Origin of the sequence: Photobacterium sp. MCCC 1A19761 (assembly GCF_037389125.1) — a bacterium.
Lineage (GTDB): Bacteria > Pseudomonadota > Gammaproteobacteria > Enterobacterales > Vibrionaceae > Photobacterium.
On sequence record NZ_JAZGTF010000001.1, the window covers coordinates 347,461 to 373,800 of the forward strand.

Below are 26,340 nucleotides of genomic sequence, written 5' to 3' on the forward strand. Positions count from 1 at the left end.
CCTTGTAAGTAAAGAGGCTTACGCCAGTTAAATTTCACCGCAAACTTTATCGATGATATCGCCGCCGAACTGCATTTTATTCATCAGCTGCTCAACCATCTGGCGTTTGCGATCAGTATTGGTATTCGTAATCACCCAGAATGGCGTTTCCGGGATCGCTTTCGGCTTGGTCGTTTTACCACTGGCCAGCAGCGTCTCTTTACTATCCGCAAAATAAACCCGGGTACGACCTTTGATTGCAGCCGCTTCGGCAAAACCTTTTGGATCGATACGATAAAGCGAGGACAGAATCATCATGAAGCGGCCAATCGCTTTATCCTGAGCGGCAAATTCATCAGAGATCAGGACCGATCGCATCTCTTTTACCCGATCGGTTGTCGACACATTGCCTGCGTCTTTACTCACCACGATCCCCTTTGGACGTACCGGCATCACCACCTCTGGTCGTGACACACCGTCCTGCCCAGACATCATCAGCAATCGGCGCAAAATATCGGATGCGCTCTCACCAATATGCTGGGTTTGGCTCGCGATATAACGATATAGCTCTTCGTCTACCTCAATACTCTTCATCGTAGTGTTCATTATCGTTCCGTTTAAAAATCACCGAGAGATTATAACGTGATACGCGGTTATACTCTACGGTAAAGCGTTATCAACAAGAGAAAATCGTCAGTGAATCTTCATTATCAAATCGACGGGCAAGGTGAAACGATCATTTTGATCCATGGGTTGTTCGGCAGCGCCGACAACTTAGGGCTTCTCGCCAGATCATTGAAAGATCAATATAAAGTGATCAGCGTCGATCTACGCAACCATGGCCGCTCCCCCCACACCGAGACATTTACCTATCAGGATCTGGCTGCTGACGTCTTACGGGTGGTCGATCAATGCGACATTGAACGCTTCTCTCTGATTGGTCATTCTATGGGCGGCAAAGTGGCCATGGCCCTGACCGAGCTGGCCGCCTCTCGCCTCAATCACCTGATTGTTCTTGATATGGCGCCGGTCCATTACCAGGTTCACCGCCATGAGAATGTTTTTTCCGGCTTGCAGGAAGTGGCCAAACATACCGTTAACAGCCGCAGCGAAGCCGAGCGCTACCTCGCACAACACGTCCAGGAGCCGGGTGTGCGTCAGTTCCTGCTCAAGTCCTTTGCCAAGACCGATACCGGTTATCACTGGCGATTTAATGTCGAGGGCCTGATTGCTAACTATGACACCATCATGGGCTGGCAGGAGGTTCCGCCGTTTCTCGGCAAGACCTTATTCATCAAAGGGCAGAACTCCGAATACATTCAAAACGAGCATCGCGACGCGATCGCCCGTCAGTTCCCGAGTGCAAAAGCGCATATGGTCGCCAATACCGGACATTGGTTACATGCTGAAAAACCAGACATTGTGAGCCGCGTCATTCTGAACTTTTTACAAGCAGCTTAGACCGTTAACAGCAGCCCATTGTCTGTGGTATAGTGCGCGCCTGACCAGGCTTTCGCTGCAGTAAGGAGACATGAATGTTATACGAGCACATGGATTTGCTGGAATCCATTGGTCTGGATTTGCTATTTGCTGCCATTTTCTTCTTTATCGGTATGGCGATTAAAGATGTGCTTAAGCAGGGAAATGTCCCGCCATTCGGACGCAAAGTCGTTTGGGTGGTTCTGTGTCTGGGTTGTGCCGGCTTTGTCGCCAAAGGGCTGATCCAGCTAAGCTGGGAAGGGGCCGGCATCGGCTAACATTCAGTTTCCTCATTTTTAAATTGCAGCAAGGCCCAATGTTTTGGCAACACAGCCGCTGCAAGTGCAGGAAATCCTGAATCACGAACACCACAGGTAATGACGGCGACCAGCGCGGACAGACCATCCGCTGCTGAATACATCAGCCGTCAGTGCCATTCGGGGCCACCCCTGAATCGATTCATGTATACCGTTATGATTGCGATAACGGTCAACTATTTATTACGGGTAATCTCTACTATGGCGAGTGTAGGACTCTTCTTTGGTAGCGACACAGGTAACACTGAAGCTGTCGCGAAAATGATCCAGAAACAACTGGGTAAAAAACTGGTTGATGTGAAAGATATCGCGAAGAGCAGTAAAGAAGATATCGACAATTTTGACCTGCTGCTGCTGGGTATCCCAACGTGGTATTACGGCGAAGCGCAGTGTGACTGGGATGATTTCTTCCCGGAGCTGGAGCAAATTGACTTCTCGACCAAACTGGTTGCTATCTTTGGTTGTGGCGATCAGGAGGACTACGCCGAGTATTTCTGTGATGCCATGGGGACCGTTCGTGACATCGTTGAAGCGAAAGGCGCAACGATTGTTGGTCACTTCCCAACCGAAAGTTATGAGTTCGAAGCATCCAAAGCCCTGGTTGATGACGCTCACTTCGTCGGCCTGTGCATTGACGAAGACCGCCAGCCAGAGCTGACTGACGAGCGCGTTGAGAAATGGGTTGCGCAGATCTACGAAGAAATGTGCCTGGCTGAGCTGGCTGACTAACACGCCACCGCTGCAGTCTTTTGCTAAAAACTGTAGCTAAAAACCTTTGCTAAAAACGCGCCGAACGGCGCGTTTTTTTATACCTCAGTTAGGCCGCACTTCGGACGGCCTCACGTCAGGATTACTGCGCGCAGGGGGCGGACTCCACCGAAGCTTCCCGGTATTGCGGCTTTTTGCGGATGTAGAGCACACGGCGAATTTGAGAGACCATCTCTCCCTGCGCATTATTCACGTTCACCACAAATTCCGGGAAAAATTTCTCCCCGGATTGCGTTGCCTGACGAATTTCCTGGACCCGCTCATCCGAAATCACAAACTCAGCCGTCAAATCCGACTGACCCGGTTTGATAAAATTGATTTCGGCCTGTTTGTCCCAAACGTAATACTCCTTGCCCAAAATCCCCATCAGCATCAGCGCATAAATCGGGTCAGTCAGCGAGAAAATACTGCCGCCATATTGGGTCCGATTGGCATTTTTATTCCACCAGCGCAATTTCAGCCGGACCGTCACGCGGCGATAATCATCGGAAATCTTGAGAATTTTGATCCCGGCACCCCAGAAAGGCGGCCACAAATTCAGAGCAAACTTTACAATATTGGGGTGATAGAAGAGTCCATTCACAAATGTCACCTATGCCAACTGGTAGGATGAGATCAATATACATCTTTTTAACACACTTGCAACCAAGGAAAAGTCCGCGCTTGTGAAGAGCCCTTCTTTTTTTAAGGTTTATTGTTGCCTAATGGTCCCTTATAATGAAAATAAATGAGAACGACTACCGCACCGTTTTTTGCTGCGGCTAGCCAATAGGAAACTCGAATGTCAGATAACAATACTGCACTTAAGCAAGCAGGCTTAAAAGTCACGCTACCGCGTCTCAAAATTCTGGAAGTGTTGCAGAGTCCGGAATGCCAGCACATTAGTGCCGAAGATTTATACAAGAAACTGATTGATATCGGTGAAGAAATTGGCCTGGCAACAGTTTACCGCGTTCTGAACCAATTTGATGATGCCGGTATTGTCACCCGCCATCACTTCGAGGGGGGGAAGTCCGTCTTTGAGCTGGCCACCCAACACCACCATGATCACCTGGTCTGCCTGGATTGCGGTAAAGTCATTGAGTTCTCAGATGATCTCATCGAAGAGCGCCAGAAAGACATTGCAGCCAGCTTCAACGTCAAGTTGACTAACCATAGCCTGTACCTATACGGTCACTGCATGGAAGGTAACTGCAACGAAAATCCGAAGCTGCACAACCGCAAATAATATCGTTCCCGGGCAAGTGCTTCCTGTGTCGCCCGGGATTTGAAGACATAAAAAAACCAGCCATCCGGCTGGTTTTTATTGAGCAGCTTCGCGCGCTTAGTCGCCAATCTTGGCCCAAGTATCGCGCAGGCCAACCGTACGGTTGAACACCAGGTTGGTTTGGCTCGAATCTTTACTGTCGGCACAGAAGTAACCAGTACGCTCGAACTGGAATGCTTTCTCAGCTTCTGCTTCCACCAGTGACGGCTCAACAAAGCCCTGCTTTAGCTCAAGTGATTCAGGGTTAATCACTGACAGGAAGTCTGCCGCCGCACCCGGGTTTGGCACTGTGAACAGACGATCATACAGGCGGAACTCCGCAGGGACAGCTGCCTCAGCTGAAACCCAGTGAATCACCCCCTTCACCTTGCGGCCATCAGCCGGGTTTTGACCCAGCGTGTCTGGATCATACGTACAGAAGATGGTAGTGATGTTGCCGTCTTCATCTTTCTCGATACGCTCAGCTTTGATGACGTACGCCCCGCGCAGGCGGACTTCTTTGCCCAGCACCAGACGCTTGTACTTCTTGTTCCCTTCTTCACGGAAATCTTCACGCTCGATGTAGACTTCGCGGCTGAACGGCACCTGACGGCTGCCCATTTCAGGTTTGTTCGGATGGTTGGCAACTTCCAGCAGTTCCGTGGCACCGTCAAAGTTCTCGATGACCACTTTGATTGGATCCAGCACAGCCATCGCACGTGGTGCATTCTCGTTCAGATCGTCACGGATGCATGACTCCAGCGAGCTCATCTCAATGGTGTTGTCCTGCTTGGTGACACCAATACGCTTACAGAACTCACGGATAGAAGCGGATGTGAAACCACGACGACGCAGACCAGAGATCGTCGGCATCCGCGGATCATCCCAACCGGAAACCAGTTTTTCGGTCACCAGCTGATTCAGTTTACGCTTCGACATCACCGTATATTCAAGGTTCAGGCGGCTGAACTCATACTGGTGCGGACGACAGTCGATGGTGATGTTGTCCAGAACCCAGTCATACAGACGGCGGTTATCCATGAATTCCAAGGTACAAATCGAGTGCGTGATCCCTTCCAGCGCATCGGAAATACAATGCGTGAAATCGTACATCGGATAGATGCACCACTTGTCACCGGTTTGATGGTGTGTTGCGAAACGGACACGGTACAACACCGGATCGCGCATCACCATAAACGGTGACGCCATGTCGATCTTGGCGCGCAGGCACATCTTGCCTTCTGCCACTTCCCCATTTTTCATGGACTCGAACAGCGCCAGGCTTTCTTCAACCGGACGATCACGGTACGGGCTTGGTTTCCCAGGCTCGGTCAGTGTTCCGCGGTACTCACGGATCTGTTCCGGGCTCAGCTCATCAACATAAGCTAAGCCTTTATTAATCAATTCAATCGCATACCCGTATAGCTTGTCGAAATAGTTCGATGAATAACAAATCTCACCGTCCCACTCAAAGCCCAGCCAGTTAACATCGTTCTTAATCGACTCAACGTATTCGATGTCTTCTTTTTCAGGGTTCGTATCATCAAAACGAAGATTACATTGACCCTGATAGTCCTGAGCAATGCCGAAGTTCAAGCAGATGGATTTCGCATGACCGATATGCAGGTAGCCGTTCGGCTCCGGCGGGAATCGGGTATGAACGCTTGTATGTTTGCCACTGGCTAGATCCGCATCGATGATTTGGCGGATAAAGTTAGTTGGACGAGCTTCAGACTCACTCATCAAAGACACCTCGTGTGCTTTACAGGATTTGGATTCTCTATGATCCATAAATATGGGTCACGACTCAACAAATAGTATGCATTGTTTGTCGATATGGATAAAAAAACCCCGCTATTGCGGGGTTTCTTGGAGGATATTGCCGGGCAACCGATTTAGTTACCGACAAGTCCCGGGCTTCCTTCTGGCGACGAATCCTTATCAGTCGCGTAGGAAAGCAAAGACTTAAGGCAATTTCACTGAAGAAAGGTCTTCAGAAGCCGGGATTTTCTTCATCTCACCGGCAACAATTTCAGCCAATGGGCCCAGAATAACCTGCAGGTTATTCGTCCCCAGCTTCACAACACCCATCGCACCCAGTGCTTTCAGCGTCTTCTCATCCGCTAGGCTGCTGTCTTTCAGCGTCAGACGCAGACGGGTAATACAGGCATCGATGTTTTCCAGGTTGCCGTGGCCGCCCAGGGCTTTCAGGTATTGCTTCGCCAGTTCACCGGTTTCCTTAGAACCCGTTGCAGCTTCGGTTTCTTCACCGTCGTCATCTTCACGACCAGGTGATTTCAGGTTGAAGGCACGGATGGCCACACTGAAGGTCACGAAGTACAGGAAGAAGAAACCAATGCCGATCATCAGCAGCATTAGAGGCTTCGTCGCCAGACCCCAGTTCAGGGCAAAGTCAATCAGACCCGCGGAGAACGTAAAGCCGTGTAGCGTGCCGAACATATTGGCAATCACCAGAGACAGACCAGTGAAGATTGCATGCAGCGCATACAGTGCCGGTGCCAGGAAGACAAACATGAACTCCAGCGGCTCAGTGATCCCTGTCAGGAAAGAACAGAACGCCACAGAACCCAGTGCACCCATCACTTGGCTGCGTTTATGCTTTGGTGCAGCCAGGATCATCGCCAGTGCCGCGCCCGGCAGACCCCACATCATAATTGGGAAGAAACCGTTCATAAATACGCCGGCAGATTTATCGCCTGCGAAGAAGCGGTTCAGATCACCGGTGTTCACTGTTTCTGTAATCCCCTTCACGACAGCAGTCACTTCCGGAGTCACCGAGTTTTTAAACTCAAAGACATGTGATTGGCCAACGACCAGTTGCTTCGCCAGTGCTGGGTCGATACACAGCTGAGTTGCACCATTCAAGATGGCAACCGGCTCGACATTGATCACCTGACAGCTTCCCATACCAAACCAGAAGTATGAGTTCAGTACATGGTGAAGACCAACAGGGATCAAACCACGGTTCAATACACCGTAAACGAACTGACCAATCGCACCAGAGCTGGATACCGCATGTGCCAAAGCGTCCAAACCGGCTTGAATATGTGGCCAAACTTCACCGGCAACAGCACCGAAGACCAAAGCAAACAGGCCGGACATGATAGGAACCAGACGCTTCCCGGCAAAGAAACCCAACCATGGTGGCAGGCTGGTCATATGAAAACGATTATAAGAATGGCCGGCAATAATACCTGCAATGATGCCGCCGAAGAACGACATATTAATAGAAGGGTCAATCGTTTTTGCAGTGACATCCAAGACGAAGTAAGCCACAGCACCAGCCAGACCAGCCGCACCTGCACCATCTTTAGACAAACCAATCGCGATGCCGATTCCGAATAGTAATGGCAGCTGACCGAAAATAGCACCGCCTGCTTGCGCCATAAATGGAATGTCGAACACGTCCGCTTGTCCCAAGCGCAGTAACAGCCCGGCTACCGGTAGTACAGCAATGGGAAGCATTAACGCTTTACCCAGTTTTTGCATATATCCAAGAATATTCACCTTGATTCCCCCTGTGGTTTTCTCAGATGCGATAGGGATAACTTATTTTAGCTATCCGATTAAGTTATCAGCAGTGTAAGAGATTAATTTTGACCCGCAAATTAAAACCTCAACAATTGTGATCATTATCACCAGCTCAGGCCATGATAGAGCGATTTTGCTAGCCCGATCATAAAACTTATTTTATCATTCAAAACAAAGGATGAATCCGCTACGATTTTATTGTGTTTTCTACTGGAATGAGGTGTCACCGTGAGACTAATCCCACTGCAAGATGCGAAAGAAGTTGGTCTGTGGTCAGCGCGCTATATCGCTGATCGTATTAATAAATTTCAACCTACGGCTGAACGCCCCTTTGTTTTGGGCCTGCCGACGGGCGGGACACCACTGGCGACATATAAGCGCTTGATTGACCTTTATAAAGCCGGAGAAGTAAGTTTCAAGCACGTGGTAACCTTCAATATGGATGAGTACATCGGTATCCCGGCCGACCATCCGGAGTCGTACCGTAGCTTCATGTACAACAACTTCTTTAACCATATTGATATTCAAGAAGAAAACATCAATCTGCTGAACGGAAACACCTTAGATCACGAGGCAGAATGCCAGCGTTACGAGGCGAAAATTAAGTCCTACGGCAAGATTCATCTGTTCATGGGCGGCGTTGGGAACGACGGTCATATTGCCTTTAATGAGCCGGCATCTTCGCTGTCTTCACGGACCCGAATCAAAACCCTGACGCAAGATACGCGTATCGCCAACTCCCGTTTCTTTGAAGGCGACATCAATCAGGTGCCGAAATACGCCCTGACCATCGGGGTCGGCACCCTGCTCGATGCTGCTGAGATCATGATCCTGGTCACCGGCCATGGCAAAGCCCTGGCGCTTGAAGCGGCTGTCGAAGGCTCCGTCAACCACCTGTGGACTGTCTCCGCCCTGCAACTGCATCCGAAGTCCCTGATTGTTTGCGACGAACCGTCCACTCAGGAACTGAAAGTGAAAACCGTGAAGTACTTCCAGGAACTGGAAGCTGAAAATATCAAACACCTGTAACCCGTAAGGAATTGTTCATGTACGCGCTTACCAACTGTCGTATTTTCACCGGAAGCGATGTGCTGAATCACCACGCCGTTATCATTGACGGCGTGAACATTCATGCTGTTTGCCCGGAAACCGAACTGCCTGAAGGGATTGAAGTCCGCGATTTAGCGGGTGCCAACCTCACGCCAGGCTTTATTGATCTGCAACTGAACGGCTGTGGTGGTGTCATGCTCAATGACGAGATCAACGCCGACACTATCCATACCATGCACCGCGCTAACCTGAAGTCCGGCTGTACCAGCTTTCTCCCGACGCTGATCACCTCGTCTGATGACGATATGAAAGCCGCCATCAAAGCCGCGCGCGACTATCACAGCCAGTACCAGAATCACTCGCTCGGCCTGCACCTGGAAGGGCCTTACCTGAACGTGATGAAAAAAGGCATCCATAGTGTCGATCATATCCGTCGCTCCGACGATGCGATGATCCGCACCCTGTGCGACAACGCCGACATCATCACCAAGGTCACCCTGGCGCCGGAACGCAACGATCATGACCACATCCGGCAACTGGCCGATGCCGGGATCATCGTCTCCGCCGGTCACACCAACGCCACCTATGTTGAAGCCCGTCAGGGGTTTGAAGCCGGGATCACGTTTGCCACCCACCTGTTCAATGCCATGAGCCCAATTGCCGGCCGTGAACCGGGCATGGTCGGTGCCATTTACGATACACCTGAGGTGTATACCGGGATCATCGCCGATGGCTTCCATGTCGATTATGCCAATATCCGCATGGCGCATCGCCTGAAAGGAGACAAGCTGGTTCTGGTTACCGATGCAACCGCGCCTGCAGGAGCAGACATTGATCACTTTATTTTTGTCGGTAAGAAAGTATATTACCGGGATGGCAAGTGCGTTGATGAAAATGGCACACTTGGCGGCTCGGCACTGACCATGATTGAAGCGATCCAAAACAGTGTTGAGCATGCAGGAATCGCTCTGGACGAAGCTGTACGCATGGCCACTCTGTACCCTGCCCGCGCCATTGGTGTGGACAAGCAACTGGGGGCTGTCAAAAAAGGCATGGTGGCTAACCTCGCTATTTTTAACCGCGACTTCCAAGTTCAGGCGACTGTTGTTAACGGCAATTACGAGCAGAACTAAACTATGACAGGCGGACAAATTGGTAATGTAGATCTGGTGAAACAGCTCAATAGCGCAGCTGTTTACCGACTCATTGACTTGCAAGGCCCTATTTCTCGGATTCAGGTTGCTGACGTCAGTCAGCTGGCCCCTGCGAGTGTGACAAAAATTACCCGCCAGTTACTCGAGCGCGGCCTCATCAAAGAGGTCGCGCAACAAGCTTCCACCGGTGGCCGACGTGCCATTTCCCTGACGACAGAATCAACACCGTTTCATTCCATTGCCATCCGTCTGGGTCGGGACTACATCGAACTGACGATTTTCGATCTGAGCGGCAAGCATATTGCCAGCGCAGCCCATCCGTTTGTTTATCCTGATCAACAGGCACTCATTGACGGGCTGATTGGCCACATCCGCCAGTTTATCGCCGACAACCAGGGCGTGATGCGTGAACTGGTTGCCTTTGGGATCACCCTGCCGGGCCTGATTGACCCGGAAAACGGTGTGGTTGAATACATGCCGCATATTGAGATTGCCCAGCCTTTCCCGCTGGCGGCACTCATTCGTGAGACGTTCGGGGTGTCCTGTTTCGTCGGCAACGATATTCGCGGTCTAGCCCTGGCAGAACACTATTTCGGTGCCAGTCGGGATTGCAGCGACTCTATTTTAGTCAGCGTTCATCACGGTACCGGCTCCGGGATCATCGTCAATGGCCAGGTCTTCCTCGGCCAAAACCGCAATGTCGGCGAAATTGGCCATATTCAGATCGACCCGCTGGGAGATAAATGCCAGTGCGGCAACTTCGGCTGTCTGGAAACCGTGGCCTCTGATCCGGCGATCATTTCGCACGTGCAAAGCCGATTGAAACAGGGCTATCCGAGCAGCTTGCAGGAGCTGGAAGAAGTCACCATGCCGGCGATTTGCGAAGCCGCCAATAAAGGAGATGAGCTGGCCAGCCAGGCTCTGATCAAAGTCGGCAACCAGCTCGGAAAAGCACTGGCAATGACGGTGAATTTATTCAACCCGCAAAAGATTGTAATTGCCGGTCAGATCACGGGCGCCAAGGATATTATCTTCCCGGCGATCCGACGCTGTATCGAAACCCAGTCGCTGTCCACCTTTCATAAAGACCTGCCGATCGTCGCATCTGAGCTGTATGGGCAGCCGACCATCGGGGCGTTTTCAATGATTAAGCGCGCCATGCTCAACGGCGTATTGCTGCAGCGTTTACTGGAAGATTAACCACATCCTTCCAGCCGATATCGGCATCTTTTCTCATACGATAAGCAATTAAATCGTAACAATTTATCAGGGGCATGTTCCGGACAGGCACATGCCCCTTATGCTATATTGCGCCGCAAAAATAACATCGCACACCGCCATCACCCCAGACCGGACCGTGATGGGTTATCGCAAGAACAATAACTTAGGATCATCAGTCTTTCTATGGAACTCATCTACATCATTGCCGCCTTTCTGGCCGGCTACCTCGCACTCAGATGTAAGCTCCCCCCTCTGGTCGGTTTTCTGGTTGCCGGCTTCGCCCTGAACACCACGGGTTACCAGTCTACTGCAGTCCTTTCGACCCTGGCCGATCTGGGGGTCACGCTCTTACTGTTTTCGATCGGCCTGAAGTTAGACATCAAAACCTTGCTGGCCAAAGAAATATGGGGTGGTGCTACCCTGCACAACCTGCTGACAACAGCCTTGTTTACCCTGGCTCTGCTGGCGCTCAAGCAACTGGGACTGGGCATGCTCAGCGAGCTGGAGCTGTCGCAACTGGCCCTGCTGGCTTTTGCGCTGTCATTTTCCAGCACCGTATTTGCCATTAAAGCCCTCCAGGAAAAAGGCGAGCTCAACGCCACTTACGGGACACTGGCCATCGGGATCCTGGTCATGCAAGACATTTTTGCCGTGGTGTTCCTGACTGTCTCAACCGGCAAAATACCGGATATTGCCGCCCTGGCTCTGTTCGGCCTGCCCCTGCTGCGCCCTTCCCTGTTCAAGGTGCTCGATCGCGCCGGCCACGGCGAAATGCTGGTCCTGTACGGCGTATTCCTGGCCCTGGTGGCCGGTGCCGGGTTGTTTGAGGCGGTTGGCATGAAAGCCGATCTCGGCGCCCTGATCATGGGGATGATGCTGGCCGCGCACCCGAAAGCCTCCGAGATGTCGAAGTCCCTGTTCAACCTCAAAGAGCTATTGCTGGTCTGCTTTTTCCTCAACATCGGCCTGTCGGAAGAGCCGACCCTGGATGGCTTCCTGATGGCGATGCTGCTGATGTTATTGCTGCCACTCAAAGGGATCCTGTACTACGGTGTCTTCAACCTGTTCCGGTTCCGGGTGCGAACTTCCCTGCTGGGCACCCTGACCCTGTTTAACTACAGTGAGTTTGGCCTGATTGTCGGCGGACTGGCCTATAACATGGGGCTGCTCCCGGGCAGCTTCCTGGTGGCGATCGCCATTGCCGTGTCCATCTCTTTCCTGATTGCCGCCCCGCTGAACAGCGCCGGTCATCGCCTGTATAAAGACGCATCCAAATGGCTGAAAGAGTTTGAACCGGAAAAACTCAATCCGACCGACCGCCTGATCGACCTCGGCGATAAGAAAATCATGATCCTGGGGATGGGCCGCATCGGCACCGGAGCCTACGATGAGCTGGTCAACCGCTTCGGCGAACAAGTCGTGGGCATTGAAACCCGGGAAGACTCGGTCAAGCTGCACCAGGAAGCCGGTCGTCATGTGATCCACGGCGACGCAACGGACCCGGACTTCTGGGCTCGGGTCATTTCCCGCCACAGCACCGATCTGATCCTGCTCTCGATGCCGCACAGCCAGGCCAACACCTTCGCCCTGGAGCAAATCCGGGAGCGGAATTACCAGGGCAAGATTGCCGCCATCGCGAAATACAGTGACGATGAACAGACCTTGCATGACCTTGGCGTCGATGCTGCCTTCAACATTTACAACGAAGCCGGCAGCGGGTTTGCCCGCCATGTCTGCGAGCATCTCTCGCCTCAAATCCCGCGTCGGTGAATGACTGATCAGGCACACACCTCTTAACGGCGGCTTCGGCCGCCGTTCGTTTTTTCGCTCAAAAAACCGACCCAGGATGGAAAAAATTCACCAAAATGGAATATTTTTAGAAATTATTCACCAACAAGGCTTTTGTTTGATTGAATATGGATTATCGGTTGCAATTTATTACCGAATACGCAATTTTAACAATTAGCAACAGGGAACAAGAAGCGCAACCGCCATGCCCTTCCCTGAGAAATTACGGATAGCAAGTTAAGTCGGAGTCAGCAGTATGTGTTCAGTATTCGGTATCCTCGATATAAAAAGTGATGCAGCGGCGTTACGCGAAACCGCATTGGAAATGTCTAAAAAAATGCGCCACCGCGGCCCGGACTGGTCCGGTATCTACTCTTCAGACAAAGCCATTCTGGTGCACGAGCGCCTGGCGATTGTCGACCTGAACAGCGGCGAGCAACCCCTGTACAACCTGGATCGAACACAAGCACTGGCAGTGAATGGTGAAATCTACAACCACAAAGAGTTGCAGGCCGAGTTCGCCCCGGATTACCCGTTCCAGACCGAATCCGACTGTGAAATCATTCTGGCGCTGTACAAAGAGAAAGGCCCGGAGCTGCTGGACTACCTCAACGGGATTTTCGGTTTCATCCTGTACGATGAGCAGGAAGACGCGTACCTGATCGGTCGTGACCATATCGGGATTATCCCGCTGTATCACGGCTACGACGAGCACGGAAACTACTATGTCGCCTCTGAAATGAAGTCGCTGGTTCCGGTCTGTAAAACCATCAGCGAGTTTCCTCCGGGCCACTTCCTGTGGAGCAAACACGGTGAGCCGGTTCGTTACTACAAGCGCGACTGGATGACCTTTGACGCCGTTGTTGATGCCGAAACCGACAAAGTCGCGCTGACCAACGCGTTGGAAAGTGCGGTGAAACGCCAGCTGATGACCGACGTTCCTTACGGCGTTCTGTTATCCGGCGGCCTGGATTCGTCTGTTATTTCAGCCATCACCAAGAAATTTGCCGCACGCCGGATTGAAGATGATGAGCAATCTGAAGCCTGGTGGCCAACCTTGCACTCCTTTGCCATTGGCCTGCAAGGCGCACCGGATCTCAAGGCTGCCAAGGAAGTTGCAGACCATATCGGTACTGTTCACCACGAACTGACCTATACCGTTCAGGAAGGGCTGGATGCGATCCGTGACGTGATTTACCACATCGAAACCTATGATGTGACCACGATTCGTGCCTCAACGCCGATGTACCTGATGTCACGTAAAATTCGTGCCATGGGGATCAAGATGGTGCTTTCCGGTGAAGGTGCAGACGAAGTCTTCGGCGGCTACCTGTACTTTCATAAGGCACCGAACGCACAAGAGTTCCACGAAGAAACCGTCCGCAAGCTGCTGGCACTGAACATGTTTGACTGTGCCCGTGCCAACAAGTCGATGGCCGCCTGGGGCATTGAAGCTCGCGTTCCTTTCCTGGACAAAGAATTCCTGGAAGTCGCCATGCGCGTAAACCCTCAGGATAAAATGTGCGGCAACGGCAAAATGGAAAAACACATTATCCGTGAATGCTTCGGCCACCACCTGCCGGAGTCCGTCGCCTGGCGCCAAAAAGAGCAATTCTCGGATGGTGTCGGCTACAGTTGGATTGACTCGCTGAAGGAAGTGGCTGAGGCAAAAATCACCGAGCAACAGTTGGAGACAGCGAAATTCCGCTTCCCGTACAATACGCCAACCACCAAGGAAGGCTACATGTACCGCGAGATCTTCGAAGAGCTGTTCCCGCTGGAAGATGCGGCCAAATGTGTTCCGGGCGGCCCGTCGATTGCCTGCTCCAGCGCCAAGGCCATTGAATGGGATGAGAGCTTCAAAAACAGTGCGGATCCATCCGGCCGCGCGGTCGCAGCTGTCCACAACGACGCATACTCGAAACAAGCCTAAGCACTTCGGAACGTGCACCCCACAAAAAAAACCGCCATCAGGCGGTTTTTTTATTCGAAATTTCAGCCGGATTAAAAGTAGAACCGCGTACCAAACACAAACCGGGTGAAACTGTCTTCAACCCCGTCTTTGGTCACGCTGATATCATCCGTTGCAATGTTGTAATTCACTTCGGCGCTAATCGCCACATGCGGATTAATAAAGTATTTCAGACCACCTGCAATTTTCACGTTTAATGCGGTGGCATCTTCAACATCAAAATCAAAGTTCCCGTCACTCCCATTGAGGTTCGCGACCTGGAAAGCTGCCCCTAAATAAGGCACCCAATTGCTGCTGTTGGTAAAGTTATACTCGGTAAAAAAACCAACCTGGAACTGCTGCGTGCTGTCACTCATATTGACATCCAGCACCCCACCAATTTCCCAGTCTTCACGAATAAAATAACCGTAAGAGGTATTGAGCAGGAACAGATAGTCATCGACGTAGTCGAGATCCAAACTACCCTGTAAGCCGAGTTCCTGCGTTCCTTGTGACAGGTCAACATTATTCGCCCAGGCAGCCGGAGCCGACAGAGCAGAAAAGAGTGCCAGGACCACTGCATTCTTATTCATTTCTATCTCCTTTTTGTCTTATGCATGCCAATAAAGCATAGAAGTAAGACACACTCTCAGCGAATATTATTTTGTAAACACAAATAACAACGGGGCCAATCAATGATTGGCCCCGTTTTGGTTGTTTCTGGTAGTGATTAACGCTCCCAGTATGCCTCTTCCAGGCTATCTTCGCGCTCCGGCAATCCGCGGGACAGGCGCGGAGAATGTTGTGCCAGAACTTCGTAACTCACCCGGTTTGAGTACAGGCAGACCTGAGAAAATGATGAATAGGTCAGGAAGTTATGTCTGTGCTTGCTGGATTTCGGCACATTTTCTTTATGGTAGCGATTGGCAGCCATGTCATGCAGTAATGCTGACAGCGCGCCATCCCCGGCACCATTGGTATTTTTGATCCGCTCCGGTCCGCCCATATAAGGGGCAATATGCGAATAAACCTTGATCGGCGTTTCACAGTCAACTTTGAGCATCGGGCGGCTGAATTCGTAACGATTAAACTCAGGAATTTCCCCCGGCAACAGTGGTAAGCTGGTTTCGCGTTTGGCCGACTCGTCGGTATATCCGGCCGTATACAAACCAATCGGTCCTGCCGTACACAGCACCAAATCAACCCACTCCAGGGTTTTTTCCGAAGCCATCAGCGGATCGCTTTCACCGGTCAGCGCTTCGGCTTCATCTTCGTTCATCGCCACGACGGTCACATGGTCACGCAGGAAGTCACGCCACCACTGCGGATCATCTTCAATCACGAATTTGGTGCCCAGCGTCAGCACCACCGGCACATCATACTTCTTGGCGTATTCAATCGCTCGCATGGTCGCTTCCGGCATCGGATCGCCGTCTTTACAACGAACCAGGTACGCCGTCAGCACCAATGCCGATGCTCGTTCAAAGACCGACTCCGGAACACTCTCCGGGCTCAGTTGATTCATCCGGCCTTCATTGATCGCAAAGGTACGCTCGCCATCGGCGGTGATCAGGGCAAAACAACGGCCAATCGGGCCAGTAACCGGCTGCAGGTAGTTCATGTCCATACGGCTGGAGGTATTACACAGATAACGATAGGCATAGCTGCCAATTTCGATATCTTTACTCATCACACCCAGCAGCACCGACTTATCATCCGCCAAAACAGAATAGTTATGCAGCGTATTACCGATCGTCCCACCGGCGAACTCATGGCTGACCAGATCATGATCTTTCAGCTCCTGATACAAAGCCTCAGCTTTCTCGTCGGTGATCACCAGCGAGTGGCCTTTGCTCAGCTCATAGCGTTTCAGGAAAGCATCATCGACACAGGCCTCAATATCCACCAGCGTTTGATCAATTCCCACAACGTGAGTGCGTGTGAGCCGCTTTTCTTGCTTGGCTTGACTCAGAAGCGGATCACGCGCATGGACGGGAAAATAGTGCTTGGATTTGCGTTGGCCTGGAAATTTCATGTCTGTGAGCTGTCAGTTGAAAAAATTGTGCGAATTCTATCACAGAATATAGTTCAGAAAAGAAAAAGCTCTCATCGATTTTGAGAGCTTGAACACCTTTTCACGTTGAGAACCGCGCTGAAAATAACCGGCTACCAGCCCTGAGTATGTAACTCGACCAGTTGCGCCATCATGTCGATATGTGCCGTATTGTCATTCAGACACGGGATCAGATGGAACGCTTCGCCGCCGGCTTCAAGGAAGGCTTCCTTGCACTGCTCGGCGATCTCTTCCAGCGTTTCCAGACAATCGACCGAGAACGCCGGGCACATCACATCCAGCCGTTTCACGCCTTTGCGGGCCAAGTCCTTGATCGTTTGTTCCGTATAAGGCTTTAACCATTCCTCGCGACCAAAAATCGACTGGTAGCTCATGCTCATTTGTTCGCGCGGTATCCCAAGCTGCTCTGCCAAGCGTACCGTCGTGCCATGACAATGGTCCGGATACGGATCGCCGTGGTCAGCATAGCGTTTGGGGATCCCATGATATGAGCACAGCAGGTAATCCGGCTTCCCATGGGTTTCCCAGTACGTGGTGGCAGACTCCGCCAGCGCTGCAATATAGGCCGGGTGGTCGTAATAATGGTTCACAAAGCGCAGCTCCGGAATCGCCGCCTGCGATTTCAGCACTTTCGCCACTTTGTCAAAAACCGCAGCCGTCGTGGTGCGTGAATATTGCGGATACAACGGCAATACCAGCACTTTCTCGCAGCCTTGCTGCTTCAAACGATCCAGCCCGGCCTCGATACTCGGATTGCCATAAGTCATCCCCAACTCAACCGGGATATCCAGCTGCGCTGCCAGTTTTTGCTGCTGGCGGCGGGAGAAAACCAACAGCGGCGAGCCCTCGTCCATCCATACGGACTGGTACAACTTGGCCACCTTCGGTGAGCGGATGGGTAAAATCGCCCCATGCAGGATCGGACACCACAACCAGCGGCTCATATCCACCACCCGCTGATCATGCAAAAATTCGGACAAAAATCGCTTCACAGCGGCTGGGGATGCTTCGTCCGGTGTCCCCAGATTCACCAACAAGACACCAAATGCGTTCCCGGATAGGTTCTTTTTATTGCTCATATTTTCCTTCGCGATATTGAAATCCCACCTGGAGCCAGACCTCAGTCTCCGGATCGGGATCAAAGCCGACGCCTCAACTCTATCAGCTTTCTGAAAACATGCATCTTATACCCGGCTAAATCTCTGCCAGATCACTGAAAAATATGTTTTTACGCCCATCACGAAAAACGGGCTAGCCCGAAAGCTAACCCGTTCATCAAAGCTTGTCATGCGTTGTCAGATTAAGACAGCGCTTTTTCCAGCTCAGCGCTGACTTCAGCAACAGGCTGAGTCCCATCAATCTTGATGTACTGCGTCTTACCTGCTTCAGCTTCTTTACCGTAGTAAGCAATCAGCGGTGCTGTTTGGTCATGGTAAACGCCCAGACGTGCACGAACAGTTTCTTCTTTGTCGTCATCACGAACCACCAGATCTTCACCAGTCACGTCATCTTTACCTTCAACCTTTGGCGGGTTGTAAACAACATGGTAAGTCCGGCCTGAAGGCAGGTGCGCACGACGGCCAGCCATACGGTCAACAATCACGTCGTCCGCCACGTCAAACTCAATCACGTAGTCGATATCTACGCCGACTTCTTTCAGGCCGTCAGCCTGAGGGATCGTGCGTGGGAAACCGTCCAGCAGGAAGCCTTTTGCACAATCGTCTTCAGCAATACGCTCTTTTACCAGACCAAGGATGATATCGTCAGACACCAGCTGTCCAGCATCAATGACTGATTTGGCTTTTTGACCTAGCTCAGTACCAGCTTTGATGGCAGCACGGAGCATGTCACCTGTTGAAATTTGCGGAATCCCAAATTTCTCCATGATGAATTGTGCCTGAGTACCTTTACCTGCACCTGGAGCGCCCAGAAGAATGATGCGCATCTTAAATCCCCTTTACGTAAATGGAGTTTTTCGAAAAAAAGCAAAATACACTGATTAGCCTGCAGTCGCAAGCCCGGTACAAGGACCGGGCTGGATTACATACGTTATCAGAATACTATTTGAAGCCGGTATCGGAATCGATTAGACCATAGTCGCCTGCGGATCCGAGCCGATCTCCGACTTAGCCCAGCAGCTTGTTCACGGCGGCCAGGAACTGTGACGGATCGTCCATCGCACCGCGCTCAGCCAGCATTGCCTGGCCCAGCAGCATCTCAACCCAACGGCCAAAGACTTCTTCGTCCGCCTCATCAGCCATCTTATGAACCAGGACATGATTCGGGTTCAGCTCAAAGATATACTTCACTTCCGGCGCTTCATGACCCGCTGCAGCCAGCAGCTTGGCCATTTGGGTGCCCATCTCGTGCTCGTCCGTCACCACCACTGCCGGGGTATCCGTCAGCTTAAACGTCGTGCGCACATCTTTCACCCGATCGCCCAGGTAGGTTTTGGTCCGCTCGACCACAGACTTAAACTCAGCTTCGGTCTCTTTCTGCTTCTCTTTCTCTGCCTCATCTTCAAACTTGGACAGATCCAGATCCGCCTTGGTGATCGCCTGGAACGACTTGCCGTCAAACTCCGACAGGTGGCTCATCAGCCACTCATCGATGCGATCATGCATCAGCAGCACTTCCAGCCCCTTGGTCCGGAATTGCTCCAGGTGCGGGCTGTTCTTGGCGGCGCTAAAGCTGTCTGCGGTCAGGAAGTAGATCTTCTCCTGCCCTTCTTTCATGCGAGACACATAATCGGCCAGCGAGACCGTCTGCGCTGCGCTGTCGGTGTGCGTTGAGCTAAAGCGCAGCAAGCCGGCAATTTTCTCACGGTTGGCATAATCTTCCGCCGGGCCTTCTTTCAGGACCTGACCGAACTCATTCCACAGCGTCTGGTATTTCTCGCTGTCGTTGTTAGCCAAACGCTCCATCATGGTCAGGGCACGTTTGGTACAGGCTTTGCGCAGCGCCTGGGTGATCTTGTTATCTTGCAGAATTTCACGCGATACATTCAGCGGCAGATCGTTCGAGTCGATCAGGCCACGCATGAAACGCAGGTACGTCGGCATAAACTGCTGGGCATCATCCATGATAAACACGCGCTGAACATAGAGTTTCAGGCCGTGTTTGCTTTCACGGTTATTCATGTCCCACGGCGCCTTCGACGGGATATACAGCAAGCTGGTGTAGTCTTGCTTGCCTTCAACGCGGTTATGGCTCCAGGTCAGTGGCTCGGCAAAGTCATGCGACACATGCTTGTAGAACTCCTGGTACTCTTCGTCGGTAATATCCGACTTATTCCGGGTCCACAACGCTTGCGCCTTGTTGATCTGCTCCCATTTGGTGCCGGTTTCCTTGCCTTCTTCATCATGCTCAGTGGTCTGGATGAAGACCGGGATACCGATATGGTCGGAGTACTTCCCGATGATGTCACGCAGGCGGTACTCGCTCAGGAATTCTTTTTCGTCATCACGCAGGTGCAGGATAATTTCCGTACCCCGGCTGGTTTTTTCGATATCTTCAACCGAGTAATCCCCTTCACCGCTCGATTCCCAGCGCACGGCCTGATCCGCCGCCACGCCGGCCGCACGGGTATTCACCGTCACACGATCAGCAACAATAAACGAGGAATAGAAGCCGACCCCGAACTGGCCGATCAACTGTGAATCTTTCGACTGCTCTTCGCTCAGCTTGGAGAAGAAGTCTTTGGTGCCGGACTTGGCAATAGTGCCCAGATGCTCAACGACGTCATCCCGGGTCATCCCGATCCCATTATCATGAATCGTCAGTGTGCCGGCCTCTGCGTTGAAAGACAGCTTCACGCCCAGCTCGGCGTCATTCTCATAGAGATCAGGTTGCGACAACGCGCGGAAACGCAATTTATCGGCGGCATCTGAGGCATTGGAAATCAACTCACGCAAAAAGATTTCTTTGTTCGAATACAGTGAGTGGATCATCAGATGGAGCAGCTGCTTCACTTCTGACTGGAAGCCGCGTGTTTCCTTATTTTTATGGATAGTTTGCTCGCTCATTTCAACTCCGTAAATCTTGATATTACGTAATCAATACAATTCCCTACATACATAGGGGCAGAATCTGGCATTTCAACTGTCTCAAGCACTTTTTCTCGCAAGCCGCCCCAAATCACGCGGCTTTAGGTTTTTTCAGCCTGATTTTTGTATTTTTATATTCAGAGAAGATTCAGTCAGAACATGGTATACCTACAGCCGAATTGTTCCCTTCGGCAATACCCATGAAAAACACCTCAAATAAATATTTGATTGGTCAGCGATTTCTTTTTAACCCCTGTGACAACAGCCTCACAGACCTGTGGGAAGACCAAGAGCTGATCCGTCTCGGCAGCAATGAGAGCCGCGCCATGAGCCTGCTGATTGCAGAGCCGGGCGCTATCATCTCGCGCACCCGGCTCCATGATTTTGTCTGGCGGGAGCAGGGATTTGAAGTTGATGACTCCAGCCTGACCCAGGCGATTTCCACCCTGCGCAAAGCACTCAAGGACTCGACCAAATCGCCCGGTTTTATTAAGACGGTGCCGAAACGCGGCTACCAGATGATCGCCAGTGTCCGTGACTTCGAAGAAGCCACCCATCCGGCAGAGCCTGCCCCCGTCACCGATGGACAACCGGAATCCCCACCGGCCGAAACAGTTGAAGCCGGAATCGAAATTGTAGAAGCCGTCTCGGCAATGCCCAAAATACCGGATGGGGTCGCGAATGACCACTCGGTTCACGGCATTTCCGGCCTTCCGTCAGACGCAATACCCAAACCTGCACCGCAGGCGGTTGCTTCCCCCCCCCGGCCTAAATGGGCCCTGCTGAGCCTGGCACTGCTGTCGCTCGCCTGCATTCTGCCACTGCTGGTCAATCGTGCAGCGCCGCCGAAGTCCGACGCCTTCACGCCCTGGTTTACGGTCAACAACATTCAGATCCTGACCCCGAACCAACATCCGGATCTGGCGTCGTGGCAGCCGATGATCACCGCGTGCGTGAAAACTTATTTCGACTACCACCCGGACGCAGCGCAGCCGATCGAGGTGATCGCAACCGGCGGTCAGGGCAATCAATTATGGCTGAATTACATTCATCCCCCGAGCATGGCACAAGAAAACGTGACGCTTCGCTTACATACCAGCCAAGAGGATAATACCCAGCTATGCCAGTAACTGATTCAACCCGCAGCCTGCTGCTTCGCTTCACGCGACGTTACTGGGCGTTTCTCCTGCTGGCCCTGTCGGCCCTGTTCAGTGCCTGGCTTTACCTGGCCAGTGACTATAAACAGCAGCAACTTTTGATGTCGCGGGAGTGGCAATCGACGTCGGTCAGCCGGATCGAGCCAACCCGGCTGGAGAAACTGGGGATGCTGCGCCGGGTAGAACAGAGCAGCCATGTGGTGTATCTGCCCAACCAGACTTATTCGAGGATCACCCTGCTTAAACTGTTCAGCCAAAGTGAACAACCGCTGACCCTGCATATCTCCGAAACCGGTGAATGGGATCTCAGCGGCGGCTACCTGCTGACCACGCCGGGAGAGTTCAAAGATGTGACGTCCGGTCAGAATCAGGACTTCCAGCCGGAACACCTGAGTGTGATCCGCCAAATCTTCAGGATGGATGCCCAGCAGAGCCGGCGAATTGATATTCTCAATGAAAAAGCACTGCTGTTAACCAGCCTCAATTACGGGTCTAATATCCTCTACTCGCTGTAGCCGTGCCTGCACAAGCCTTCCGGTACAGTTCAGGTCCATTTTCCGGTCCCGGTTGAGCCATAAAAAAAACCAACGCCCGTTTGCACTGGCGTTGGTTTTTTATTTTGGTATACCGCAGAAGAGACACCATCGCTCGGGAGGCGTCGACTCAATAAAACTTGTGTCGACCCGCAAAAGAATGCGACAACGTCGTGCCGTCCACCAGCTCCAATTCCCCACCCACCGGAACCCCGTGGGCAATCCGGGTCGCGGGAATGTCATATTCACTACACAATTCAGCAATGTAGTGAGCGGTCGCTTCACCTTCGACGGTCGGATTGGTCGCCAGGATCAATTCGGAAATTGACTCGCGCTGCAGGCGAAACTCCAGGACGTCCAGGCCAATATCTGCCGGGCCGATCCCATCAAGCGGTGACAGGTGGCCCATCAGTACAAAATACCGACCGGAAAACTGCCCGGTCGCTTCGACGGCCACGATATCAGCCGGGCTCTCGACCACACAGATCTGGCCGCTTTCCTGCCGGCGCGGGTTGGCGCAAATCGCACAGACATCTTCTTCCGTAAATGTCCGGCAACTCTGGCAATGACCGATATCCGTCATGGCACGGCTGAGCGCATCCGCCAACTGCAAGCCGCCCTGTCGATTGCGTTGCAGCAAACTGAAGGCCATCCGTTGGGCAGACTTCGGCCCCACGCCCGGTAAACACCGCAAGGCCTCCATCAGTTGCTCCAGTAAAACACTGGTCCGCATGGATTAGAATGGCATCTTAAAGCCAGCCGGCAGGTTCATTCCGCCGGTAACGCTGGCCATTTTTTCTTTCTGCGCTTCTTCAATCCGACGCGCTGCATCGTTGAATGCTGCTGCAATCAGATCTTCCAGCATGTCTTTGTCGTCTTCCATCAGGCTGTCATCCAGCTCAACGCGACGCACGCTGTGGCTGCCCGTCAAGGTCACTTTTACCAGGCCGGCACCGGACTCGCCAGTGACTTCCATGTTTGCGATCTCTTCCTGCATCTTCTGCATGCGCTCTTGCATTTGCTGCGCCTGCTTCATCATGTTAGCCATACCGCCTTTACCAAACATATGCTCTCTCTCTATGGGTCTGGTTGTCTATAAGGGTCTTACGCTCTCTTCATCAAGCACAGCAGAAAAACGCTGACAGATAAAGTTCACGTTCGGATCAGTGCGCAAACTCTGTTTGGCCTGATCCAGTTTTTCCTGATAAATCGCTTCCCGCCATTCCAGCGGTGAACGCCCTTTATCACTTAATTCGATCGATAATTCGATGGGGGCCTCATACAGCGCAGATAACGCCTGTGCCAGCTGCTCCCGGGCCTTCGGGGTATCCAGGTGTCTTTGCGACGGGCGCAAGAACAAAGTGACCTGATTCTCTTCACGTGCCAGCGCGGAGTTCAACGCCAGCTGCTGCACCATTCGACCGACGTCCAGCCGGGTCACTAAATCGGACCAACTATCCTGATTTGCCGCTTCTTTGACAAGTAATTTTGCCATTTCCGGCGTTTTTTCATGCTCCAGCGCCCGCTTTAATTCAGCCGGGGCGACTTCCGCTTTCTTTGCAGTCGGCTCCGGTTGAGACATCGGTTGCCAACGATATTCTTGCTCAACAGGCAGTGGTGACTCAACAGCTGGCGACGCCGGCATCGCAGGGACTCCATGGGCAGGAGCCGGCTGACCTGAATGCTTGGAAGCGATTCGGTCGAGCACATTGGTTGCGACTTTTTTAGCTGGCGCCGGTTGGCCCTTTTTTACAACAGGTTGCCCGTCCTGACCTCGCTTGGTCTGGCTGCGCAGCGTGTTTCTCGCAGCCAGCAGTCCGGAAGCTGCCGACGATGGCGGAGCACTGTGCTGAACCGGTTGGCTCTGCGAATGCATTGGCTGCTGGCCCGACAGCTCAGGCTGACCCGGTGGCATCATGTCCACTTCAGGCGCTACCGGTTGGATTGACGCAGGTTGAGGCGGCATAGATGGTGGCATGGACGGCTGCATCTGACCTGGTGCCGTCATCTCCGTAGCAACAGGCGCTGGGCCGGATTGCGCCGGGTGACCGGACATCTGGCTTTTCAGCGCCTGAACCCGTTGCATCGCCTGCGGGCTCGCTGCTGGCGTGGACATTGCAGAATGTCCCTGCCCTGCCTGCGTCATCGCTTGTGCCGCGCCGGAATGCACAGGCGCGGGCTCTGAGGCCGGTACACTGACAGTCTGTGGCATGATCCCACTGCTGGCCACCGGCCGGAACGCCAGCATTCGCAGCAGCACCATTTCCAATCCGGTGCGACCGTCTGGCGCGTACGCCAGATCCTGCCGTCCCTGCAATGCAATCTGGTAACACAGCTGAACTTCCTGCGGCGACACCTGTTTGCTCAGGCTCATCACCCGCTCCGCATCCGGCGCGGTGGTATCCAGGGACGCGGGCAGCGCCTGAACCATCGCCACGCGATGCAACTGTGCCGCCAGCTCCTGAAGCAGGCTGTCCCATTCCACGCCGACACCGGCCAGCTCTTCAAGGCAGGCCATCGCCGGCTGAGCCTCTCCCGCAGCCATCGCTTCGAGCAGGTACAGTGCCTGATCAGTATTGAGGGTGCCGAGCATCGCCGAAACGGACTCGGCCAGGACCTGACCATTGCCCAGCGCGATCGCCTGATCCGTCAGGCTCAGGGCATCACGCATACTGCCTTCCGCTGCACGGGCCAGCAGGCTCAACGCACGCGGCTCGAAATCCACCGCTTCCTGGTGCAAGACATGCTCGAGCTGAGTCTGGATCTGCGTATTGTCCAGATGCTTCAGATGGAACTGCAAACAGCGCGACAGAATCGTCACCGGCAGTTTCTGGGGATCGGTCGTCGCCAGAATAAACTTCACGTATTCCGGCGGCTCTTCCAGGGTTTTCAGCAAGGCGTTAAAACTATGACGAGATAACATATGCACCTCGTCAATCAGGTAGACCTTGAAGCGGCCCCGGGCTGGCTTGTACTGAACGTTATCCAGCAACTCACGGGTATCTTCCACTTTGGTCCGTGAAGCCGCATCGATTTCAAGCAAATCGACAAAACGCCCGTCATCAATTTCCCGACAGGTTTCACACTGACCACATGGGGTCGCCGTGATGCCTTGTTCACAGTTCAGACCTTTGGCAAAAATTCGGGCAATCGTGGTCTTACCGACGCCACGGGTTCCGCTGAACAAGTAAGCATGATGGAGGCGGTTATGCTCAAGAGCATTGCCCAGCGCCGTCAGGACATGGGATTGCCCGACAACATCTGAGAATTGGTGCGGCCGCCATTTCCGTGCCAGAACCTGGTAACTCATGTTAACTAACCTTACAGAATCAAGACAGCTATGCTAGCACAGGGAGGATTGGGGAGCGAGAGGGCGCCTTGCGAGCGCCCAAGGATTCACCAGGTCACCAGGCCGTGACCCGGTCGGTCTTAGTGACCGTCGAAATCACAAATGCTGAAGACATTCAGACCGATGTTCTTCAGACGTGTTTCACCACCCAGTTCCGGCAGATTGATCACAAAAGCAGCATCTTCCACCGTGCCGCCAAGACGGCGTACCAGTTTGGTCGTCGCTTCAATGGTCCCGCCGGTCGCTAACAGATCATCGACCAGCAGCACTTTGTCGCCTTCCCCAATCGCATCAACATGGATCTCCAGCGTATCCTGACCGTATTCCAGCTCGTAGCTTTCACCAATCACCTGACGTGGCAATTTGCCCGGTTTACGTACCGGAACAAAACCAACACCCAGTTCCAGCGCCAAAGGCGCACCAAACAGGAAACCACGGGCTTCGGTTCCGATCACTTTGGTGATCCCTTTGTCTTTGTACTGCGCGATCAGAACTTCCATCGTTGCACTGAAGGCGGCCGGATTTTCCAGCAAGCTGGTCACATCGCGGAACAAAATGCCTGGTTTCGGGTAATCCGGGATAGATTGAATACTGCTCTTAATCAAAGCACGGTTATCTTGAGTCATCATTGTTTTCCATTACACCGTGAAGAGATGCAACACAGTGGGTTTACTCT

Annotated in this window: 24 protein-coding genes; 11 read left to right on the plus strand and 13 right to left on the minus strand. The window is 52.6% G+C overall.

Features of this window, described 5'->3' with window-relative positions; all coding sequences use genetic code 11:
• Positions 1–27: 27 nt before the first annotated feature.
• Positions 28–573: a replication initiation negative regulator SeqA gene (gene seqA / locus VV869_RS01520; protein WP_337733459.1), complete on the minus strand. Its 546-nt coding sequence runs from the start codon at positions 571–573 to the stop codon at positions 28–30.
• Between the two features lie 102 nt (positions 574–675).
• On the opposite strand from seqA, the gene VV869_RS01525 reads away from it, so the two are divergent.
• From VV869_RS01525 to fldA, 3 genes are all read left to right on the plus strand, one after another.
• Entirely contained in the window at positions 676–1,440 is a 765-nt protein-coding gene (locus VV869_RS01525) for an alpha/beta fold hydrolase (RefSeq protein WP_337733258.1), read from the plus strand.
• Between the two features lie 74 nt (positions 1,441–1,514).
• Positions 1,515–1,736 (plus strand): DUF2788 domain-containing protein, encoded by a 222-nt coding sequence (locus VV869_RS01530; protein ID WP_261602088.1) that lies wholly within the window; start codon positions 1,515–1,517, stop codon positions 1,734–1,736.
• A gap of 240 nt (positions 1,737–1,976) precedes the next feature.
• Entirely contained in the window at positions 1,977–2,504 is a 528-nt protein-coding gene (gene fldA, locus VV869_RS01535; RefSeq protein ID WP_337733259.1) for a flavodoxin FldA, read from the plus strand.
• Positions 2,505–2,625: 121 nt separating this feature from the next.
• On the opposite strand, the gene VV869_RS01540 is transcribed toward fldA, so the two are convergent.
• Positions 2,626–3,126, minus strand: a complete 501-nt coding sequence (locus VV869_RS01540; RefSeq protein ID WP_337733260.1) for a DUF4442 domain-containing protein — start codon at positions 3,124–3,126, stop codon at positions 2,626–2,628.
• A 198-nt stretch (positions 3,127–3,324) separates the two neighbouring features.
• Between VV869_RS01540 and fur the strand changes: the two genes are divergently transcribed.
• Entirely contained in the window at positions 3,325–3,771 is a 447-nt protein-coding gene (gene fur, locus VV869_RS01545; protein ID WP_337733261.1) for a ferric iron uptake transcriptional regulator, read from the plus strand.
• Between the two features lie 96 nt (positions 3,772–3,867).
• Here fur and glnS read toward each other — a convergent pair whose 3' ends face one another.
• Together glnS and nagE are read right to left on the minus strand one after the other, a co-directional pair.
• Positions 3,868–5,532, minus strand: a complete 1,665-nt coding sequence (gene glnS, locus VV869_RS01550; protein ID WP_337733262.1) for a glutamine--tRNA ligase — start codon at positions 5,530–5,532, stop codon at positions 3,868–3,870.
• A 222-nt stretch (positions 5,533–5,754) separates the two neighbouring features.
• On the minus strand, positions 5,755–7,317 hold the full coding sequence (gene nagE, locus VV869_RS01555) for an N-acetylglucosamine-specific PTS transporter subunit IIBC (protein WP_337733263.1): 1,563 nt from the start codon (positions 7,315–7,317) through the stop codon (positions 5,755–5,757).
• A 252-nt stretch (positions 7,318–7,569) separates the two neighbouring features.
• Here nagE and nagB point away from each other — a divergent pair, with 252 nt between their 5' ends.
• The 5 genes from nagB (at position 7,570) to asnB (ending at position 14,487) form a co-directional block, all read left to right on the plus strand.
• Complete coding sequence (gene nagB / locus VV869_RS01560) at positions 7,570–8,370, plus strand: glucosamine-6-phosphate deaminase (RefSeq protein WP_337733264.1); 801 nt, start codon at positions 7,570–7,572, stop codon at positions 8,368–8,370.
• A 17-nt stretch (positions 8,371–8,387) separates the two neighbouring features.
• On the plus strand, positions 8,388–9,524 hold the full coding sequence (nagA, locus tag VV869_RS01565; protein WP_337733265.1) for an N-acetylglucosamine-6-phosphate deacetylase: 1,137 nt from the start codon (positions 8,388–8,390) through the stop codon (positions 9,522–9,524).
• Positions 9,525–9,527: 3 nt separating this feature from the next.
• Positions 9,528–10,745 carry a DNA-binding transcriptional regulator NagC gene (gene nagC, locus VV869_RS01570; protein ID WP_337733266.1) on the plus strand — a complete coding sequence of 406 codons (1,218 nt, stop codon included), beginning with the start codon at positions 9,528–9,530 and terminating at the stop codon, positions 10,743–10,745.
• 204 nt (positions 10,746–10,949) lie between these two features.
• Entirely contained in the window at positions 10,950–12,536 is a 1,587-nt protein-coding gene (locus VV869_RS01575) for a cation:proton antiporter family protein (protein ID WP_337733267.1), read from the plus strand.
• Between the two features lie 274 nt (positions 12,537–12,810).
• A complete protein-coding gene (asnB, locus tag VV869_RS01580; RefSeq protein ID WP_337733268.1) occupies positions 12,811–14,487 on the plus strand; it encodes an asparagine synthase B in 1,677 nt (558 codons plus the stop codon).
• A gap of 71 nt (positions 14,488–14,558) precedes the next feature.
• Here asnB and VV869_RS01585 read toward each other — a convergent pair whose 3' ends face one another.
• The 5 genes from VV869_RS01585 to htpG form a co-directional block, all read right to left on the minus strand.
• Positions 14,559–15,098, minus strand: a complete 540-nt coding sequence (locus VV869_RS01585) for an outer membrane beta-barrel protein (protein ID WP_337733269.1) — start codon at positions 15,096–15,098, stop codon at positions 14,559–14,561.
• 137 nt (positions 15,099–15,235) lie between these two features.
• Entirely contained in the window at positions 15,236–16,540 is a 1,305-nt protein-coding gene (locus VV869_RS01590; protein WP_337733270.1) for an inosine/guanosine kinase, read from the minus strand.
• A 131-nt stretch (positions 16,541–16,671) separates the two neighbouring features.
• The gene (gene hemH, locus VV869_RS01595; protein ID WP_337733271.1) at positions 16,672–17,658 is read right to left on the minus strand and encodes a ferrochelatase; all 987 of its coding nucleotides are present in this window, start codon (positions 17,656–17,658) and stop codon (positions 16,672–16,674) included.
• A gap of 221 nt (positions 17,659–17,879) precedes the next feature.
• Positions 17,880–18,524, minus strand: a complete 645-nt coding sequence (gene adk, locus VV869_RS01600) for an adenylate kinase (protein ID WP_261602074.1) — start codon at positions 18,522–18,524, stop codon at positions 17,880–17,882.
• 181 nt (positions 18,525–18,705) lie between these two features.
• Positions 18,706–20,604 carry a molecular chaperone HtpG gene (gene htpG / locus VV869_RS01605; protein ID WP_337733272.1) on the minus strand — a complete coding sequence of 633 codons (1,899 nt, stop codon included), beginning with the start codon at positions 20,602–20,604 and terminating at the stop codon, positions 18,706–18,708.
• Between the two features lie 221 nt (positions 20,605–20,825).
• Between htpG and VV869_RS01610 the strand changes: the two genes are divergently transcribed.
• Complete coding sequence (locus VV869_RS01610; protein ID WP_337733273.1) at positions 20,826–21,755, plus strand: winged helix-turn-helix domain-containing protein; 930 nt, start codon at positions 20,826–20,828, stop codon at positions 21,753–21,755.
• Positions 21,746–22,297: a regulatory protein ToxS gene (locus VV869_RS01615; RefSeq protein WP_337733274.1), complete on the plus strand. Its 552-nt coding sequence runs from the start codon at positions 21,746–21,748 to the stop codon at positions 22,295–22,297. Before VV869_RS01610 ends, VV869_RS01615 begins: the two co-directional genes overlap by 10 nt.
• 148 nt (positions 22,298–22,445) lie before the next feature.
• Here the strand turns inward: VV869_RS01615 and recR are convergent, their stop codons facing one another.
• The 4 genes from recR to apt form a co-directional block, all read right to left on the minus strand.
• The gene (gene recR, locus VV869_RS01620) at positions 22,446–23,048 is read right to left on the minus strand and encodes a recombination mediator RecR (RefSeq protein WP_337733275.1); all 603 of its coding nucleotides are present in this window, start codon (positions 23,046–23,048) and stop codon (positions 22,446–22,448) included.
• Between the two features lie 3 nt (positions 23,049–23,051).
• A complete protein-coding gene (locus tag VV869_RS01625) occupies positions 23,052–23,381 on the minus strand; it encodes a YbaB/EbfC family nucleoid-associated protein (protein ID WP_047877366.1) in 330 nt (109 codons plus the stop codon).
• Positions 23,382–23,408: 27 nt separating this feature from the next.
• Complete coding sequence (gene dnaX, locus VV869_RS01630) at positions 23,409–25,625, minus strand: DNA polymerase III subunit gamma/tau (protein ID WP_337733276.1); 2,217 nt, start codon at positions 25,623–25,625, stop codon at positions 23,409–23,411.
• Between the two features lie 119 nt (positions 25,626–25,744).
• Entirely contained in the window at positions 25,745–26,290 is a 546-nt protein-coding gene (gene apt / locus VV869_RS01635; RefSeq protein WP_337733460.1) for an adenine phosphoribosyltransferase, read from the minus strand.
• Positions 26,291–26,340: the final 50 nt, after the last annotated feature.

Excerpts from the sequence above, each read along its gene's own strand:
- seqA (WP_337733459.1), bottom strand. The coding sequence starts at position 573 with ATGAAGAGTATTGAGGTAGACGAAGAGCTATATCGTTATATCGCGAGC.
- VV869_RS01530 (WP_261602088.1), top strand. The coding sequence starts at position 1,515 with ATGTTATACGAGCACATGGATTTGCTGGAATCCATTGGTCTGGATTTG.
- fldA (WP_337733259.1), top strand. The coding sequence starts at position 1,977 with ATGGCGAGTGTAGGACTCTTCTTTGGTAGCGACACAGGTAACACTGAA.
- fur (WP_337733261.1), top strand. The coding sequence starts at position 3,325 with ATGTCAGATAACAATACTGCACTTAAGCAAGCAGGCTTAAAAGTCACG.
- glnS (WP_337733262.1), bottom strand. The coding sequence starts at position 5,532 with ATGAGTGAGTCTGAAGCTCGTCCAACTAACTTTATCCGCCAAATCATC.
- nagA (WP_337733265.1), top strand. The coding sequence starts at position 8,388 with ATGTACGCGCTTACCAACTGTCGTATTTTCACCGGAAGCGATGTGCTG.
- nagC (WP_337733266.1), top strand. The coding sequence starts at position 9,528 with ATGACAGGCGGACAAATTGGTAATGTAGATCTGGTGAAACAGCTCAAT.
- VV869_RS01575 (WP_337733267.1), top strand. The coding sequence starts at position 10,950 with ATGGAACTCATCTACATCATTGCCGCCTTTCTGGCCGGCTACCTCGCA.
- asnB (WP_337733268.1), top strand. The coding sequence starts at position 12,811 with ATGTGTTCAGTATTCGGTATCCTCGATATAAAAAGTGATGCAGCGGCG.
- VV869_RS01585 (WP_337733269.1), bottom strand. The coding sequence starts at position 15,098 with ATGAATAAGAATGCAGTGGTCCTGGCACTCTTTTCTGCTCTGTCGGCT.
- VV869_RS01590 (WP_337733270.1), bottom strand. The coding sequence starts at position 16,540 with ATGAAATTTCCAGGCCAACGCAAATCCAAGCACTATTTTCCCGTCCAT.
- hemH (WP_337733271.1), bottom strand. The coding sequence starts at position 17,658 with ATGAGCAATAAAAAGAACCTATCCGGGAACGCATTTGGTGTCTTGTTG.
- adk (WP_261602074.1), bottom strand. The coding sequence starts at position 18,524 with ATGCGCATCATTCTTCTGGGCGCTCCAGGTGCAGGTAAAGGTACTCAG.
- htpG (WP_337733272.1), bottom strand. The coding sequence starts at position 20,604 with ATGAGCGAGCAAACTATCCATAAAAATAAGGAAACACGCGGCTTCCAG.
- VV869_RS01610 (WP_337733273.1), top strand. The coding sequence starts at position 20,826 with ATGAAAAACACCTCAAATAAATATTTGATTGGTCAGCGATTTCTTTTT.
- VV869_RS01615 (WP_337733274.1), top strand. The coding sequence starts at position 21,746 with ATGCCAGTAACTGATTCAACCCGCAGCCTGCTGCTTCGCTTCACGCGA.
- recR (WP_337733275.1), bottom strand. The coding sequence starts at position 23,048 with ATGCGGACCAGTGTTTTACTGGAGCAACTGATGGAGGCCTTGCGGTGT.
- VV869_RS01625 (WP_047877366.1), bottom strand. The coding sequence starts at position 23,381 with ATGTTTGGTAAAGGCGGTATGGCTAACATGATGAAGCAGGCGCAGCAA.
- dnaX (WP_337733276.1), bottom strand. The coding sequence starts at position 25,625 with ATGAGTTACCAGGTTCTGGCACGGAAATGGCGGCCGCACCAATTCTCA.
- apt (WP_337733460.1), bottom strand. The coding sequence starts at position 26,290 with ATGACTCAAGATAACCGTGCTTTGATTAAGAGCAGTATTCAATCTATC.